15 protein-coding genes are annotated in these 15,702 nt (G+C 68.0%); 14 read left to right on the forward strand and 1 reads right to left on the reverse strand.

Annotated elements, in window-relative coordinates; translation table 11 throughout:
• Positions 1-9: 9 nt before the first annotated feature.
• From ACLNEE_RS03510 to rplL, 7 genes are all read left to right on the forward strand, one after another.
• Positions 10-2,853: an ATP-dependent Clp protease ATP-binding subunit gene (locus tag ACLNEE_RS03510; RefSeq protein WP_412006773.1), complete on the forward strand. Its 2,844-nt coding sequence runs from the start codon at positions 10-12 to the stop codon at positions 2,851-2,853.
• Between the two features lie 62 nt (positions 2,854-2,915).
• Positions 2,916-3,200, forward strand: a complete 285-nt coding sequence (secE, locus tag ACLNEE_RS03515; protein WP_411421887.1) for a preprotein translocase subunit SecE — start codon at positions 2,916-2,918, stop codon at positions 3,198-3,200.
• 127 nt (positions 3,201-3,327) lie between these two features.
• Entirely contained in the window at positions 3,328-3,948 is a 621-nt protein-coding gene (gene nusG / locus ACLNEE_RS03520) for a transcription termination/antitermination protein NusG (RefSeq protein ID WP_411421924.1), read from the forward strand.
• Positions 3,949-4,053: 105 nt separating this feature from the next.
• Positions 4,054-4,479, forward strand: coding sequence for a 50S ribosomal protein L11 (gene rplK / locus ACLNEE_RS03525; RefSeq protein WP_087068222.1), 426 nt, complete (start codon positions 4,054-4,056; stop codon positions 4,477-4,479).
• Positions 4,480-4,574: 95 nt separating this feature from the next.
• Entirely contained in the window at positions 4,575-5,282 is a 708-nt protein-coding gene (gene rplA / locus ACLNEE_RS03530; RefSeq protein ID WP_411421888.1) for a 50S ribosomal protein L1, read from the forward strand.
• 402 nt (positions 5,283-5,684) lie between these two features.
• The gene (rplJ, locus tag ACLNEE_RS03535) at positions 5,685-6,218 is read left to right on the forward strand and encodes a 50S ribosomal protein L10 (RefSeq protein WP_411421889.1); all 534 of its coding nucleotides are present in this window, start codon (positions 5,685-5,687) and stop codon (positions 6,216-6,218) included.
• 82 nt (positions 6,219-6,300) lie between these two features.
• Positions 6,301-6,687 carry a 50S ribosomal protein L7/L12 gene (gene rplL, locus ACLNEE_RS03540; protein WP_411421890.1) on the forward strand — a complete coding sequence of 129 codons (387 nt, stop codon included), beginning with the start codon at positions 6,301-6,303 and terminating at the stop codon, positions 6,685-6,687.
• 340 nt (positions 6,688-7,027) lie between these two features.
• On the opposite strand, the gene ACLNEE_RS03545 is transcribed toward rplL, so the two are convergent.
• Entirely contained in the window at positions 7,028-7,861 is an 834-nt protein-coding gene (locus ACLNEE_RS03545) for a DUF3747 domain-containing protein (RefSeq protein ID WP_411421891.1), read from the reverse strand.
• Positions 7,862-7,934: 73 nt separating this feature from the next.
• Here ACLNEE_RS03545 and ACLNEE_RS03550 point away from each other — a divergent pair, with 73 nt between their 5' ends.
• The 7 genes from ACLNEE_RS03550 to ACLNEE_RS03580 all read left to right on the forward strand — a co-directional run.
• Entirely contained in the window at positions 7,935-8,759 is an 825-nt protein-coding gene (locus tag ACLNEE_RS03550) for a ribonuclease H family protein (protein WP_411421892.1), read from the forward strand.
• 9 nt (positions 8,760-8,768) lie between these two features.
• Entirely contained in the window at positions 8,769-9,959 is a 1,191-nt protein-coding gene (locus ACLNEE_RS03555) for a quinone-dependent dihydroorotate dehydrogenase (RefSeq protein WP_411421893.1), read from the forward strand.
• 42 nt (positions 9,960-10,001) lie between these two features.
• Positions 10,002-10,880 carry a type IV pilus biogenesis protein PilM gene (locus ACLNEE_RS03560; RefSeq protein WP_411421894.1) on the forward strand — a complete coding sequence of 293 codons (879 nt, stop codon included), beginning with the start codon at positions 10,002-10,004 and terminating at the stop codon, positions 10,878-10,880.
• On the forward strand, positions 10,877-11,584 hold the full coding sequence (locus tag ACLNEE_RS03565) for a PilN domain-containing protein (RefSeq protein WP_411421895.1): 708 nt from the start codon (positions 10,877-10,879) through the stop codon (positions 11,582-11,584). The genes ACLNEE_RS03560 and ACLNEE_RS03565 overlap by 4 nt, the downstream gene beginning before the upstream one ends.
• Positions 11,581-12,318 (forward strand): hypothetical protein, encoded by a 738-nt coding sequence (locus tag ACLNEE_RS03570; protein WP_411421896.1) that lies wholly within the window; start codon positions 11,581-11,583, stop codon positions 12,316-12,318. Before ACLNEE_RS03565 ends, ACLNEE_RS03570 begins: the two co-directional genes overlap by 4 nt.
• Positions 12,319-12,418: 100 nt before the next feature.
• Complete coding sequence (locus ACLNEE_RS03575) at positions 12,419-14,845, forward strand: type II secretion system protein GspD (protein WP_411421897.1); 2,427 nt, start codon at positions 12,419-12,421, stop codon at positions 14,843-14,845.
• Positions 14,846-14,914: 69 nt separating this feature from the next.
• Positions 14,915-15,702, forward strand: a 788-nt coding sequence (locus tag ACLNEE_RS03580) for a DUF4115 domain-containing protein (RefSeq protein ID WP_412006774.1), incomplete at its 3' end; no start/stop codon positions are given.

Below are 15,702 nucleotides of genomic sequence, written 5' to 3' on the forward strand. Positions count from 1 at the left end.
GGCGCGCTGATGGCCCAACCCGGCGCCAGCCTGACCAGCGACCCCGACCGCTTCAGCGAGGACGCCTGGGAGCTGTTGCTGGCCTCCCAGGACACGGCCCGCCGCTGGCGCCATGACGTGATGGATGTGGAGCACCTGCTCCTCACCCTGCTGATGAACCGGCGCTTCGGCCGCTGGGTCGAGCGGATGCCTGTCGATCAAGACACCCTGCTCGATCGCCTGGAGGCCTTCTGCGCCGACCAGCCGACCAGCAGCGGTGATCAGCTGTTCATCGGCGACGCCCTCGAGGACCTGCTCGAGGAGGCGGACCGCCGGCGGGCGGGCTGGGGGTCCCGCTTGCTCGACGTTCCCCATCTGCTGCTCGCCCTGGTGCAGGAGCCCCGCATCGGCGCGGCCCTGCTGGCCGGCGAGGGGCTCACGGAGGACACCGTGCTGCGCCAGCTGCGGCCGCCATCCTCGGCCCGGGCGGCCCTCGGCGAGCCCCCCGAGCCCGCCGATGACTGGGTCGATGGCCGCACCCCTGGCGGTGCCGCCCGGCGGGTGGGATCCGAGCGGCTGGTCCGCTCCTCGGCCACAGCCTCGTCCACCTCCAAGCCCACCGCCACAGGCCCGGCCCCGACGGCAGCCACTGCATCGGCCCCCGCGGCATCCCCGGCCAACGGGACCGTTGCGGCAGCGGGCTCCCCACCCGCCCTTCGCCTCGAGGCCGAAGGACCCGAGCCCACGGCGCTGGAGCGTTACGGCCGGGACCTCACCGCCGCGGCCCAGGCCGGTGAGCTGGACCCGGTGATCGGGCGCGACGCCGAGATCCGCCGCCTCATCCAGGTGCTCTCCCGCCGCAGCAAGAACAATCCGGTGCTGATCGGCGAACCCGGTGTGGGCAAGACGGCGGTGGCCGAGTCCCTCGCGCAGCGGATCGTGGCCGGCGAGGTGCCCGACTCCCTGCGGGGCCAGCGGCTCGTCGCCCTGGACCTCGGGGCGCTGATCGCGGGGGCCAAGTTCCGCGGGCAGTTCGAGGAGCGCCTGCGCACGGTGCTGGCCGAGGTGCGGGATGCCGACCCTGGCGTGATCGTGTTCATCGACGAGCTGCACACCGTCGTGAGCAGCGATCGCTCCGGAGGCGATGCCGGCAGCATCCTCAAGCCGGCCCTGGCCCGCGGCGAGCTCCGCTGCATCGGTGCCACCACCCCGGAGGAGTACCGCCGCAGCATCGAGAAGGACCCGGCGCTCGACCGCCGTTTCCAGCAGGTGGTGATCCGGGAGCCCGGGCTCGAAACCAGCGTGGAGATCCTGCGCGGGCTGAAGGAGCGCTACGAGCTGCACCACGGCGTCACGATCAGCGATGGCGCCCTGGTGGCCGCGGCGCGCCTGGCCGATCGCTACATCGCCGACCGCTGCCTGCCCGATTCCGCCATCGATCTGGTGGATGAGGCGGCCGCCAACCTGCGGATGGAGGTCACCTCCAAGCCCCAACCCGTGGAGGAGGCGGAGGTGGCGCTGCGGCGCGTCGAGCTGGCCCTGCTCTCCGCCGAGACCGCGCCCGAGTCGGAGCGGATCCAGCTGCAGGAGCAGCGGCGCAGGGCCACCGAGAAGCTGCAGGCCCTGCAGCAGCGCTGGCAGGCCGAACGGGCTCGGGTGGACGAGCTGCGCGAGCTGCTGCAGCGGGACGAGGACCTGCGCCACGCCATTGCCGAGGCCGAGCGCCAGGGGGATCTGGAGGAGGCGGCCCGGCTCCAGTACGACCAGCTGCATGGCCTGCAGCAGCGCCGGGCGGCGCTGGAGGCCGAGATGCAGACCGACGCGATGCTGCGGGAGCAGGTGGAGCCGGGGGACATCGCCGATGTGGTGGCCCGCTGGACCGGCATCCCCGTGCAGCGTCTGCTGGCGGGTGAACGCCAGAAACTGCTCGAGCTCGACAGTCGCCTGGGGGAGCGGGTGATCGGCCAGCCCGAGGCGGTGGCGGCGGTGGCGGCGGCGATCCGCCGGGCCAGGGCCGGCATGCAGTCGCCGAGGCGGCCGGTCGGTTCGTTCCTCTTCCTGGGCCCCACCGGCGTGGGCAAGACGGAACTCGCCAAGGCCCTGGCGGCCGCGCTCTTCGACGAGGAGGACGCCCTGGTGCGCCTCGACATGAGCGAGTTCATGGAGCGCAACGCCGTGGCCCGGCTGGTGGGGGCTCCACCCGGTTACGTGGGCTACGAGGAGGGCGGCCAGCTCACCGAGGCGGTGCGGCGGCGTCCCTATGCGGTGGTGCTGCTGGATGAGGTGGAGAAGGCCCACCCCGAGGTGTTCAACCTGCTGCTGCAGGTGCTCGATGATGGCCGGCTCACCGATTCCCAGGGCCGCACCGTCGACTTTCGCCACACCGTGGTGATCATGACCAGCAACCTGGCCAGCCGCTCCATCCTCGAGCACGCCCGGGGGGGCCTCGACGCCCGGGAGCTGGAGAAGGCGGTGGACCAGGCGCTGGCCTCCCGCTTCCGCCCGGAGTTCCTCAACCGCATCGATGAGGTGATCCGCTTTCGTCCGCTGGCCCAGGCCGATCTGGAACGGATCGTGCGGCTCCAGCTGGCCGAGCTGGCCGGCCTGCTGGCGGAGCAGGAGCTGGAGCTGGTGGTGGAGGAGCCGGTGGTGCGGGTGCTCGCCGAGCAGGGCTATGAGCCCGAGTACGGGGCCCGCCCGCTGCGGCGGGTGCTGCGCCGTCGCATCGAGAATCCCCTGGCGACGGAGTTGCTGGAGGATCGCTACGCCGCGGCGCGGGGCGTGCGGCTCGCCCTGGCCGAGGACCCGGCGGCGCCCCTCTGCTTCGAGCCCCTGTTCGAGCCCCGGGCGGAGCCTGGTGAGAGCGTCCGGTAGGGTGGTCGTTTGCCGAGACGCGCGGATTCCCGCGTGCGCCAGCGCCCGGGGTTTCCGAAGTGGTGTCCGATCCCATCCCTGCTGAATCCAACCGCTCCGAGGACCGCTCGGAGCTGTCTTCTGGAGCCGATCCCGTGGCCGGGGGGGCTGCCCCCTCGGAGGCCCCCCCGGCTTCCGGCGGGTTCGGCGCCGCCACCCTGGGTGAGTTGCGCAAGGTGGTCTGGCCCAGCCGTCAGCAGCTGTTCAGTGAGTCGGTGGCGGTGATCCTGATGGTGGGGCTCTCGGCCGCGGCGATTGCCGCCATCGACCGCTTCTACGGCTGGGCTGCCTCCCAGATCTTCGGCTGAAGAACGTTCCACGTTCACCGATTCCCTCTCCATCTCCCTGAGCAACCCAACCCTGAGCACCGTGTCCGAGATCCTGTCCGAGAGCCAAGTCGACATCGCCGAGATCGGCGCCGAGGTGTCCACGGAGCTGTCCGGCGAAGCCGGCCAGGATCAGCCTGCGGGCGACCAGCCTGGGGAGAAGCGTCAGGTCGCCCGCTGGTATGCCGTGCAGGTGGCCTCCAGCTGTGAGAAGAAGGTGAAGGCCACGCTGGAGCAGCGGGCCGTGACCCTCGGGGTCGACAACCGCATCCTCGAGATCGAGATTCCCCAGACCCCCGGGGTGAAACTCAAGAAGGACGGCAGCCGTCAGAGCACCGAGGAGAAGGTCTTCCCCGGCTACGTGCTGGTGCGGATGGTCCTCGATGAGGACACGATGATGGCGGTGCGCAGCACCCCGAACGTGATCAACTTCGTGGGTGCCGAGGAGCGGCGTGCCACGGCCCGGGCCCGGGGCCACATCAAGCCCCGCCCCCTGAGCCGGCAGGAAGTCGACCGCATCTTCAAGCGTGCCGCCGAGAAGAAGCCCGTGGTCAAGGTCGACCTGGCGGAGGGGGATCAGATCCTCGTGACTGCGGGTCCGTTCAAGGACTTCCAGGGCGAGGTCATCGAGGTGTCCGGCGAGCGCAACAAGCTCAAGGCCCTGCTCTCCATCTTCGGCCGCGAAACACCGGTGGAACTGGAGTTCTCCCAGATCAGCAAGCAGAGCTAGGCCTTCGGCCCCGGCTCAGCGGCCGTCTCCCTGCGGAGGGCGGCCGTTCCTTCACCGCCTCCCTCAGCGGAGGTGATCCGCAGACCCGCCCAGTAGTTCGAGACGATGGCCAAGAAAGTCGTAGCCGTGATCAAGCTGGCCCTCCAGGCCGGCAAAGCCAACCCGGCGCCACCGGTGGGCCCCGCCCTCGGTCAGCACGGCGTCAACATCATGGCGTTCTGCAAGGAGTACAACGCCCGCACGCAGGACAAGGCCGGTTACGTGATCCCGGTGGAGATCTCGGTCTTCGAAGACCGCAGCTTCACCTTCATCACCAAGACCCCCCCCGCTTCCGTGCTGATCTCCAAGGCAGCCGGGATCGAGAAGGGTGCCGCCACCTCCGCCAAGGGTTCCGTGGGTGCCATCAGCCGCGCCCAGCTCGAGGAGATCGCCAAGACCAAGCTGCCCGACCTCAACTGCACCAGCGTGGAGTCGGCCATGCGCATCATCGAAGGCACCGCCCGCAACATGGGCGTCGCCGTCAACGACTGAACCGTTCCATTCCCATCACCGGGGGAGATCCAGCCAGCCGCCCGCGGCGCCCAGCGCCCCTTGCCGCCCTGCATCGCCCGCACCCCATCACCGCCATGCCCAAAGTTTCCAAGCGTTTTTCCGCCCTCGAGGCCAAGGTCGCCGAGCGCGCCTACGAGCCCCTGGAGGCCATCGAACTGGTGAAGGCGAACGCCAACGCCAAGTTCGATGAGACCATCGAGGCCCACGTGCGTCTCGGGATCGATCCCAAGTACACCGACCAGCAGCTGCGCACCACCGTGGCCCTGCCCCACGGCACCGGTCAGAGCATCCGCATCGCCGTGATCGCCCGTGGTGAGGCGGTGGCTGCCGCCAAGGCCGCCGGAGCCGACCTCGCCGGCGATGACGAGCTGGTCGAGCAGATCGCCGGTGGCGCGATGGACTTCGACCTGCTGATCGCCACCCCGGACATGATGCCCAAGGTGGCCAAGCTCGGCCGGGTGCTCGGTCCCCGCGGCCTGATGCCCAACCCCAAGGCCGGCACCGTGACCACCGACCTGGCCGGCGCCATCAGTGAGTTCAAGGCCGGCAAACTCGAGTTCCGCGCCGACCGCACCGGCATCGTGCACGTGCGCTTCGGCAAGGCCAGCTTCGAGCCCGCCAAGCTGCTCGACAATCTCAAGGCCCTGCAGGAGACGATCGACAGGAACAAGCCCAGTGGCGCCAAGGGCCGTTACTGGCGTTCCCTGTACGTGACCTCCACCATGGGTCCGTCGGTGCAGGTCGACTTCTCGGCGCTGCAGGACCTCAAGCAGGAGTCCTGAGGCCGGCACCGGTTCCGACCTCCCGCTCCTCCGCAGGGCCGGCCTTCCCACCGAAGGCCGGCTTTTTCATGGCAGGGCGAGCGGGGCGGAGGGGAACGCTGCCGGGATGGTGATGGTCTAAGGTCTTGGTCTGGCTTCTGCCAGAAGGGCACGCGCCCTACCCCAGACAGCAGGTTGGTGAGGATCAGCCGGTTCGCCGGTCGACCCCTGCCATAAGCCCTGCCGAGGTGAACGCGACAGGTTTCAGCCCCCGGCTCTCCAGCGGAACTGCTCCGCCGGACGCTCGGATCGGGTCCGGAGCATGCAGCGGCCTCGAGTTGTCAGGCGGTGATTCCCTGGAATCTCCCTGACAGCCGTCCAGGGCCGCGTACCCGGCTTGTTCCCCCGATCCGATCCTTTCCTATGGGCCGCACGCTGGAGAACAAGCAACAGATCGTCGACGAGCTCAAGGGGCTCCTCGGCGAGGCCGAACTGGCGCTGGTCCTTGATTTCAAGGGCCTCTCCATCAAGGAAATGACTGATCTGCGGACCCGTCTGCAGGCCAGCAACGGCGTGTGCAAGGTGACCAAAAACACCTTGATGCGTCGGGCCATTGATGGCAACAGCGCCTGGTCGGATCTCGATTCCCTCCTCACCGGCACCAACGCCTTCGTGCTCGTCAAGGGCGACGTGGGTGGTGCGGTGAAGGCCGTGCAGTCCTTCCAGAAGGACACGAAGAAGTCGGAGACGAAGGGCGGTCTTTTCGAAGGCAAGCTCCTCTCCCAGTCCGACATCAAGGCCATCGGAGATCTGCCCTCCAAGGAGGTGCTCATGGCCCAGATCGCTGGTGCGATCAACGCCGTGGCCACCAAGCTGGCCGTGGGCATCAACGAGGTTCCTTCCGGTCTCGCTCGGGCGCTCCAGCAGCACGCCGATGGCAAGGGTCAGGCCTCCTGAGGTCTGCCCAGGCGCCATCCCCGTGCCTTGCGAGCTCAACCGATCCGACTGTCCAACACAGATCTGTTGCTGATTCCCAACCATGTCTGCTACTACCGACCAAATTCTCGAACAGCTGAAAACCCTCTCCCTGCTTGAGGCTTCCGAGCTCGTCAAGCAGATCGAAGAGGCCTTCGGTGTCTCCGCCGCCGCTTCCGCCGGCGTCGTCATGGCTGCTCCCGCCGCTGGTGGGGCTGCCGAGGTCGCCGAAGAACAGACCGAATTCGACGTGATCCTCGAGGGATTCGAAGATTCGGCCAAGATCAAGGTGCTCAAGGCCGTCCGCGAGGCCACCGGCCTCGGCCTCGGTGAAGCCAAGGCCCTGGTGGAAGCCGCTCCCAAGGCGGTCAAGGAGGGCATCGCCAAGGCCGATGCCGAGGCTCTCAAGAAGACCCTCGAAGAGGTCGGCGGCAAGGTGTCGATCAAGTGATCGCTCCGGGGTGGCCCCGTGCCGCCCCCGCGCTTGTGCCTCTCCTCGACAGCCGGCCCCTGGGCCGGCTTTTTTGTTGGCGCTCCCTGCCCACGCCGATCCGGGGCTCTGCAGCCAAGGAGCATGCAGCCAAGAAAAAAGCCCCGCCGAAGGCGGGGCTGGAAGTTGGAACGGTCTTCAGGAGTCTGTCCTCGTTTCGACCCTGAAGAGTCGTCCCTCACTCCTCACACTCCAGAACCTTAGGGAGGCCATCAGTCGGGGAGATGGGAGCTGGGACACTCTCGCAACTGGGCTTGGGCCGAAGGGGCTGCTGGCCAGCAAGCCCTCCTGGGGGCGGTGCTCAGGGGCGGTAGGGAACGACCTGCAGGGCGATCACGCCGGTTTCAGCCGAGAGCCGCGATCCTGAGCTCTCCGGCGAGGTCCTGGAGGTCAATCCCCGCCGCGGGCGGTCGAGGCTGGCCAGGGTTCTGCTGCCGGGGCGATCGATGGAGGGTGGCGGCGGTACGGCGGGCATCGCCAGGGTGTCACCGCCGCCCCGGGCCCGGGCCAGGAGCACCGGCAGGGGCTCGGCATGGGCCATGTAGAGATGGCGCAGGGCTTCCTCCCCATAGGTGCGGCGCTGGAAGCTCCAGCCGGGCGCCAGGGTGAGCTCCGCCAGGCCCGAGGCTGGGGCGGGGCCACTGGCCACGGGAATCAGGGTCGACTGCTGGGGGTTGCTGGCCATCAGCTGCAGGCGCCCGTTCGCCTGTTCGACCCGCAGCCGCCAGGGATTGGCCAGGTCGGTGTCGGCTGCCCGCAGGGAATAGGCGCTGCTGGAGAGGTACCGGCCGCAGACCCCTTCGGGAACATCGGTGTCGTAGGTGATGACGGTCCCGTCGGGAAAGCGCCGCCAACAGGGCGGCTCAGGCTGGAGTTGCTCCAGGACGATCAGATTCCAGCGGTTGCCGGCGAGGGGCTGGGCCAGGGCGATCGCCTGACCCTCGGCGATCGGTTGGCTGCCGAAGAGGCCGGAGGCCTGCACCCGTTCAGCCGATACCGTGCCGAGCACGGCGGCCGTGGCGCCGACGCAGCCGGCCACCACGGCCAGATAGGTTCGAAGCTGAATGCGGTTGTGGCTGGGGTTGTGGCTGCGGCTGGGACTGGGCTGGCGACTGATCGCACGCCTGAAGGGCATGGCTGCGCTCCTGCCCTGCGGGGCACGACAGTGGTTCAGAGAGCCTGTCTAGCGAACTTTTCTGGAGTGTCCAGTGGCGGATGAGCCGGTCAGAGTTGTGGCGGCGGCCTGTGACGGCGCCTGCAGCGGCAATCCCGGCCCCGGCGGGTGGGGAGCGCTGCTGCGGTTCGAGGACGGTTCCGTCCATGAGATGGGGGGGGCGGAGGCCGCCACCACCAACAACCGCATGGAGCTGACCGCGGCCCTGGCGGTGCTCGAAGCCCTGCGGGACCTCCCCCGCCACCCTGATCTGGCGATCCGCACCGACAGCCGCTACCTGATCGACGGGCTGGGCAAGTGGATCCAGGGCTGGAAGCGCAAGGGCTGGCGCACGGCTTCCGGTGGGCCGGTGCTGAACCGGGACCTCTGGGAGCAGCTGGATCGCGCCCGCCTCCGCGACGTGCCGCTGCGCCATGTGAAGGGGCACAGCGGCGATCCCGACAATGAGCGCTGCGACGCCATCGCGGTCGCCTTTTCCCGCGGCCGCATTCCGCCGCTGGTGGCCGGGGAGGTGCTGGCCACTGCAAGGCTGGAGGCTGACGTGCCCCCGGCGGGTGGGTCCCTGGCGGGTGGGCCCCCGGCGGACGCCGGTGGGCCGTCAATCTCCCAGGATCAGATCTTCGACGCGGCGCCGGCACCCCTGCAGCGCCTGCTCAGCCGCCTTGAGCTGGCGGATCGGCTGGCGGCGGAGGGTTACGGGCTCACCCTGGTGGAGCTGGCCCAGCTGGTGGAGCAGCCCCTGCGCAGCCTGGAACGCCGCACCGCTGCCTGGACCTGGCGGGACTGGCGGGTCGAGCCCCTGGCGGAGGGCCGCTGGCGGCTGCGGCGTGGCACGTCAGGATTGGTCGAGCAGGACTGAGCGGCTGTGATGGGGGATGCCGGTGGAGACGGGAGTTCGCGGCAGGAGGCTGCCACCGGCACGCTCTACACCCGCTTCGTCGGCCCTCTGCTGGCGAAGGATGCCGGCGCCGATGCCGAGCAGCTCAGCCAGCTGACGCTCGCGGCCCTGGGCCAGGCGGCGTTGCGCCGCCACTGGCCGCTGGTCAGTGGTGCCCTGGAAGGACTGGGCGGTGAGCTGGGCCATCGCGACCCCCGTCTCGCGCAGAGTCTGTTCGGCTGCCGTTTCAGCAACCCGGTCGGTCTGGCCGCCGGTTTCGACAAGGACGGCGTGGCCGCGGCGATCTGGCACCTGTTCGGCTTCGGCTTCGCCGAGCTGGGCACGATCACCTGGCACCCCCAGCCCGGGAATCCACGGCCGCGCCTGTTCCGACTGGCCCAGGAGCGGGCGGCGCTCAACCGGATGGGTTTCAACAACCGGGGGGCCCAGGCGGCGCGCCGCACCCTCGAGCGGCAGCGCATGCCTGCGCCCGGTCAGCGGCCTGCGGTGCTCGGTATCAACCTCGGCAAGTCCCGGCTCACGGCCCTGGAGCAGGCTCCCGACGATTACGCGGCCTCGCTGGAGCTGCTGGCTCCCCTGGCGGACTATGCCGTGATCAACGTCAGCTCACCCAACACCCCCGGGCTGCGTGATCTGCAGGACGAAGTCCTGCTGCGCCGGCTGGTGGAACGGCTGCGTCGCCTGCCGGCCTGTCCCCCGCTGCTGGTCAAGATCGCCCCCGATCTGGAGGACGACGCGATCGATGCCATCGCCCGGATGGCCTACGAGGAGGGCCTGGCCGGGGTGATCGCGGTGAACACCAGCCTCGACCGGCTGGGCCTGGAGGATCGACGGCTGCTGCAGACCGGCAGAACCCTGGCGGAGGAAGCCGGCGGACTCAGTGGGGCACCGCTGCGAGCCCGGGCACTGGAGGTGCTGCGCCGGTTGCGGGCCACGGCGGGGCCGGCCCTGCCGCTCATCGGCGTGGGCGGGATCGACTCCCCCCAGGCGGCATGGGAGCGCATCACGGCAGGCGCCTCGCTGGTGCAGCTCTACACCGGCTGGATCTACGAAGGCCCCACCCTGGTGCCGCGCATCCTGGAGGGACTCGGCCGCCAGCTGGACCGCCATGGTCTGGGCCACCTCGGACAGGCGGTCGGCAGTGGGCTGGCCTGGCGATGAAAGTTCGGTAGCTTTTCCAGGACTGCAGCGGTCGGGAACTTGGTGCTGGCTGGGATCAAGGAGCGGTGGCGATCTGTACGGGCCGAGCTGTTTCCGAAGCTGGTGTTGCTCGATCTGAGTGACGCCATGGTCCTCACGGGCCAGGCCTTCAAGCCGGGGGGGGCCGATTCACCGGTCTGGACCGCGCCGGTGCCGGCCCGCACGGTCCGCTCCGGGGTCCCGATCGCGGCCGATGCCCTGGGTGATTTCATCGGTGACCTGCTCCTCGAGCACAGCACCCCGGATGCCAGCCTGGCTGTCGCCCTGCCGCAGGCGGCCAGCCAGTGGCGGCTGATCGAGTGGCCAGCGGGGACCATCCCGGAGGATCCGGTGGAGGCTCTGCGGGAGATGAATCCCGACCTGCAGCTGCCGTTCCGCCTCGATGAGGCCTACATCGACATCCAGGACGTGCCAGCCAGCCCCTCGCGCTCAGTGCTGGTGGCGGCTCCCCGCGGCACCGTGGAGGCCTGGATCAACCTGTTCGCCATCGCCGGTGGCAGCCTGCGCCACCTCCTGCCTGCCCAGGCCGCCCGGATGGCCGGCCTTCGCGAGGCGATCGAGGCCTCACCCCCCGGCGGAATGGTCGCCCTCCTCCAGCCCCTGGCATCGCGCCACCAGCTGGAGGTCTGGGTGGATGGGGCCCCTGAATTCGAACGTAGTCTTCCCCTCGAATCCCAAGCTCTGGTGCCTGCCCTGACGCAGTCCATCACCTACTGCCAGGAGCGCTTCTCCCCCTCCTCCACCCGCCTGCTCCTGGCCCAGCCGTTCGAGGGCAGCGATGCGGTGGCCCAGGCCCTGGAGTTCCCGATCGAACCCGTCGATCTGGGGGGCTTCGGCTCCCTGGTGCTCAAGGGGCTCGCCGATGTGGAGTTGACGCGATGACCCTCTCGCCCTACGACCTCCTCCGTGAAAAACGCCAGGAGCTCGGCCTGGCGGAACCCGCCGTTGCCGAGTCGGCCATACGCCAGACCCTGTTCAAGGGCCTGGCGATCGGATCCACCCTGGTGGGTCTGGCCCTGGGGGTCACGGCCCTGCTGTTCCTGCGTGGCGTGATGGTGCAGGCCGAGCTCGATCGGTTGGCCACGGTGGAAGCCGAAGTGGAGCAGTATCAGAGCCGGCTCGATGCCCAGAAAGCGAAGCTCGCCCAGGTGACCGGTGCGAACAAGCAGCTCGTCGAAGGCCTGATCGCCGTGCGCTCCGGTTCCGCCCTGTTGCGGGATCTGCAGCTGCGGATTCCCGAGGGGATCCAGCTCACCGATGCCCAGGAGCAGGGAGGGACCACCATGGTGCTCAAGGGGCTGGCCCAGGAGCCCAAGGCCTTTGAGCGGATCAACGCGCTCCAGCTCGAGCTGAAGCGCTCTCCCCTCCTCGACACCAACCAGGGGGCCCGGCTGGTGAAGGCCAGCCGTGATCGCACCGACACCCAGCAGGGCAAGGTCTTCGTTCCCCCGGTCGCCTTCGAGTTGCAGGTGGCCTTCCGGAAGGAGATTCCCCCCGCCTCCGAGAAGCTGATCCTCGAGCAGCTCGGATCCGAAGGTCTGTCCCGTCGCTTTGACCTGCTCCAGAAGGAGGGTTTGTTGCCATGACCAATCTTCAGGCTGCGGCTGACAGCCAGCGCGAGACTCTGCGTCAGCGCCTCCTGCTCGGTGTCCCCATCGGCGTCGGTGTGCTCCTTGCCGGCGTGGTGGTTGGCACCCTCGGCGTTCCCCAGTGGCTGCGTTTGCAGAGCGACTCCGAGCGCCTGGCCGAGCTCCAGGCCCTGCAGGCCCGGATCCCCCTGCTGCGCAGCCAGCTGGCCAAATCCGCCGCCGACCAGGAGGACGCCGAGCGGAAGCAACGCAAGATCCTTTCCCTGATCCAGGGCAGTGGCGAGTTCCTCACCTTCCTGGCCCAGGTCGATCGCGAGGCAGGCCGCAGCGGCATTCAGCTCGAGCTCTACGAACCCGTGGTGGCCCCGCCGCCGGCCGCCCAACAGCCCTCCCAGGGCCAGGCCAACCAGGCTCCACCTCCGAAGCTGCCGCCTCTGGAGGAGGCTGGACTCGCCTCCGAGAAGGTGCTGCTCACTGCCCGTGGCCCCTACCCAAGCCTGCTGGCCTTCGTGCGTTCGGTGGAAAAGCTCAGCCTGTTGGTGGAGCCCAGCCAGTTCGCCATGGCTCTGGTCGAGGTGCCTGCGCCCCCAGGAACCCCATCAGCCGGGGCGGCACAGGTCAAGCTCACCCAGCCGGAGCTCAAGTTGCTGCTCACCTACTACAAGGCTCCCAAGGATGGCCTCAAACCGCCAGCGCCGCCCACCCCGCCGCCGGCGCCGAAGCAGGGCTGATCAGGAACTGTCCGTAGCTCTGGTGTTCCCAAAATCTGATCGGTAATATCCCGCCAGGCACCGCATCTGTGCATTGGGACGGCTTAACAGGGCGAAACTGATGGGCGTGGCGCTGGCAGGAGGGGTGCTCAGCACCTCCTTGCTGGGAGTCGCGAGCGACGCGGCTCCCCGCTCCTCATCACCCGGCTCGAGTACGGTCCGTACCCCGGAAGTCTCCGGCGCCGTTCAACTCAAGGTGAGGCGCCTGCCCGATTCCGTGGAGCTCGTGATCGAGGGCACCGGAATCTCTCCCCAGCTCCAGCAATCCAGCAACGGCCCCGGTTGGCAGGGTCAGGTGTTCACCGCCACTCCGACCGCCCTGAAGGCAGGCCCGCAGCGGCTGTCACTGCCTGAGGTGGGGATCCAGGGGATCAGCTTCGACGGTGGTGGTGGCAGCTTCACGCTTGGCGTCACCCCCATGCCGGGCGTGACCCTGGCCAGGCCGGTGGTGAGCGCCGATGGTGAGAATCTGATCCTCTCCTTCCCCTCCCCCGTCCCCCAGGCCTCCCTGCAGGTCAACCGGGTCAGCCTGGCCCAGCCCGGGGCTGTGCCGTTGCCGAGCTACGCCCCTCCGCTTCAGCCCCGGGCCGTGGCCCCGCCCCTCGGTGACATGGCCGTGGGCACCATGACGCTGCGCAACCCGGGCTACGTCAATGTCTCCGGCCCGCCGGTGACGATGACGCTGAAGAACGCTCCTGCGAAGGATGCCTTGATGGCCCTGGCCCAACTCGGCGGGTATGGCTTTGCCTATGTGGAAGAGTCGGGGGACGGCGGTTCACGGGGCGCTGGAGGCAGCAGCGGCACCCAGCCGATCTCGGTGGCGTTTCGAGGCGAGAGCTACGCCCGTGCCATCAACACCACCCTCCTGGCGGCGGGTCTGCAGGGCAAGCTCGAGGGAAGCATGATCTTTGCGGGGCCTACGGCTCTCTCGAAGAGCTTCGGCGCCCAGGTCTCCAAGGTCTACCGCCTCAACCAGGTGGGCCCCAACGCCGCAGCTGATTACCTGGCCAACCTGGGGGCTTCTGTCACCAAGACCAACACGATCACCACCTCGGTGACCCAGGGTGTGACCCAGGGTGATGCGATCTCCTCGGCATCCAGTGCCCAGACCACCCAGGCCAGCAGCACCACCACGGTGGAGGCCTACGGCGCTTCCACCGGCCCTCTGCTTGGCCTGCGTGCTACCACGGACACCCGGCTGGGCACGATCACGATGGTGGGCGATCCTGCCGTGGTCGGGATTGCGGAGCAGTATCTGCGCCAGCTGGATCTGCGCCAGCGCCAGGTGGCGCTCAATGTCAAGATTCTTGACGTTGAGCTGAATAACACTACTGAGATTGACAATTCCTTTGCCTTCCGCTTTGGTAACAACCTGATCGTCAACGACAGCGGCCAGCTGCTGGGCGCCTTCGGCCGTTATCTGCCGGCTGACAGTGATTCCTTCAATCAGCAAGAGACGTTCTCCAGGAGTTCATCCGATTCTCTCAGCATCACCCGAGGCTTGGATCGGGGGCTAACCCGCAACCAGCTCAGTGAGATCAACCAAGAGCTGACTACTGAGACGGGTTCTGAACTGGTCCAACAGGATGATGGACAGTTTGTGGTTGTGCCGAGCAGTAATTCGATTGATGTCAACTCGGATCGGTTCCAAAGAAGCGTCGAGCGGATTTTGTCTCGTACCTTGGGCCGTAATGTTCAGACCACCTCCAATTCCACTTCCAACTTCAGCGGCTCACGACGCGTCAATCCGGGTCAAAGTTATCCTTCCGACAGCTTCTACGATTTCCTCAGGGCCCAGATTGTTTCGGGCTCTACAAAGGTGATTGCCAGCCCCACGCTGATTCTTTCGGAAAATCCCGCTGAAATCAGGAGGGATAGTGGCGGCTCTGATTCAAATGATGAGGGCGGACTGGACTCCTACTCAATTGACTCTCCGATCGGCCGCAGACGAGCCAATGAAGGGGTGGTGCGTGTCGGCACGAACGTGCCCACCGAAGTTGATTCTACGACGAACAACAATGCCGGCACCAATACCTGTTCAATTTCCGAGTTGACCACCGCGGGCCTGGTGCTGGGGGCCAGAGTTGAGAAGATCGACGACAATGGATTCGTCACGTTTGCTCTCTCCCCCAGTGTCTCGGCCGTCGTTGACACCATTCCGTCCGGATTGGGTTGTCCGCCGATTTCGATCCTCAACGTTCGCCGCTTGGACAGCGGAGCGCTCCGCGTTCGCGATGGTCAAACGTTGATTCTCACCGGTGTGATTTCCGAGGTTGACCGGCAAGAGGTCAGCAAGTGGCCGATCCTTGGCGATATCCCTCTCATCGGTCAGTTCTTCCGTAGTACATCTGGCGGTAAGGAAAAGCGTGAGCTCGTCATCATGGTGACCCCGCGGATCATCAATGATGAGCAGGGAGGGGTCTATGGTTACGGCTACCAACCGGGCACCCGTCAAGTTCGAGATTTCCTCGGCACGGGTTCTTACTGACTGAGATCCAGGGCCCCACCTGCCGCTTCGTTCCGTTCGTCCGCATCTGCCCTCCTGGGCCAATCTCCCATGGAGCCTTTCCCGACACCAGGTCAGCCTGAGGCCGCGTCGGGCTCGACTGGTGAATCGATCGAGGCACTGGAGCAGCAGCTGACCCGCGCCCAGGCGGAACTGGCCGAATACCAGGCCATGCTCGACGAGCTGCCGGCCATCTACGAGACGAAATTCCGCCATCAACTCCAGGTCCTGGCCCAGGACATCCGCCGCCTGATGGATGAGCGGCGCGCGCTTCAGGAGCAGCTCGCCGCAACCCTGCCGGCCGCAGAACCCCAGCCAGCGCTGCCTCCGGCAACGACCGACCTGGCTGCGGTGCCGACCCCGCCACGGCGGCCACGCTCCCTTCGTCTCAAGCGCTGGCGTCGTGGTCTGCGCCGCCGCTGGGAGACCATCCGGGCGGCTGCAGCGCATCTCCCCTCCAGCGTCGCGCCCCCCCGCTGGCCGACCCTCCCTCTTCCGCGTCGCGGTCGTCTGCCGCTGCTGGTGCTCGGGACGGTGGGGGGTGTGGCGCTGCTGGTCGTGCTGGCGGACGTCGGACTGCGGCGTCTGAAGGCCCCCACGCAGGCCCCCGGACCATCGCTGCGGCCCTCGACGGCGGTGCCTGCCGCCAATCCCTCCACGCCGCGGCGAGCTGATCAGGATCTTCTGCTGCGTGCCCGCGGCGAATCCTGGGTTCAGGTGGAAAAGCTCGACGGGGAGGTGGTGTACACCAACACCCTGCAGGAGGGCGATCTGCAGCGGATTCGGCTGCGGGATGGCCTGAAGGTACGCTCCGGCCGTCCGGACCTGCTGGACGTGGC

It is taken from the genome of Aphanothece stagnina RSMan2012 (genome assembly GCF_046764815.1).
Taxonomy (GTDB): domain Bacteria; phylum Cyanobacteriota; class Cyanobacteriia; order PCC-6307; family Cyanobiaceae; genus NIES-981.

What these genes read in the sequence shown, in the direction of transcription:
- ACLNEE_RS03510 (WP_412006773.1), top strand. Translation starts at nt 10, where the DNA reads ATGGCCCAACCCGGCGCCAGCCTGACCAGCGACCCCGACCGCTTCAGC.
- rplA (WP_411421888.1), top strand. Translation starts at nt 4,575, where the DNA reads ATGCCCAAAGTTTCCAAGCGTTTTTCCGCCCTCGAGGCCAAGGTCGCC.
- ACLNEE_RS03570 (WP_411421896.1), top strand. Translation starts at nt 11,581, where the DNA reads ATGACCAATCTTCAGGCTGCGGCTGACAGCCAGCGCGAGACTCTGCGT.
- ACLNEE_RS03575 (WP_411421897.1), top strand. Translation starts at nt 12,419, where the DNA reads ATGGGCGTGGCGCTGGCAGGAGGGGTGCTCAGCACCTCCTTGCTGGGA.
- rplJ (WP_411421889.1), top strand. Translation starts at nt 5,685, where the DNA reads ATGGGCCGCACGCTGGAGAACAAGCAACAGATCGTCGACGAGCTCAAG.
- ACLNEE_RS03545 (WP_411421891.1), bottom strand. Translation starts at nt 7,861, where the DNA reads ATGCCCTTCAGGCGTGCGATCAGTCGCCAGCCCAGTCCCAGCCGCAGC.
- rplK (WP_087068222.1), top strand. Translation starts at nt 4,054, where the DNA reads ATGGCCAAGAAAGTCGTAGCCGTGATCAAGCTGGCCCTCCAGGCCGGC.
- ACLNEE_RS03555 (WP_411421893.1), top strand. Translation starts at nt 8,769, where the DNA reads ATGGGGGATGCCGGTGGAGACGGGAGTTCGCGGCAGGAGGCTGCCACC.
- ACLNEE_RS03565 (WP_411421895.1), top strand. Translation starts at nt 10,877, where the DNA reads ATGACCCTCTCGCCCTACGACCTCCTCCGTGAAAAACGCCAGGAGCTC.
- rplL (WP_411421890.1), top strand. Translation starts at nt 6,301, where the DNA reads ATGTCTGCTACTACCGACCAAATTCTCGAACAGCTGAAAACCCTCTCC.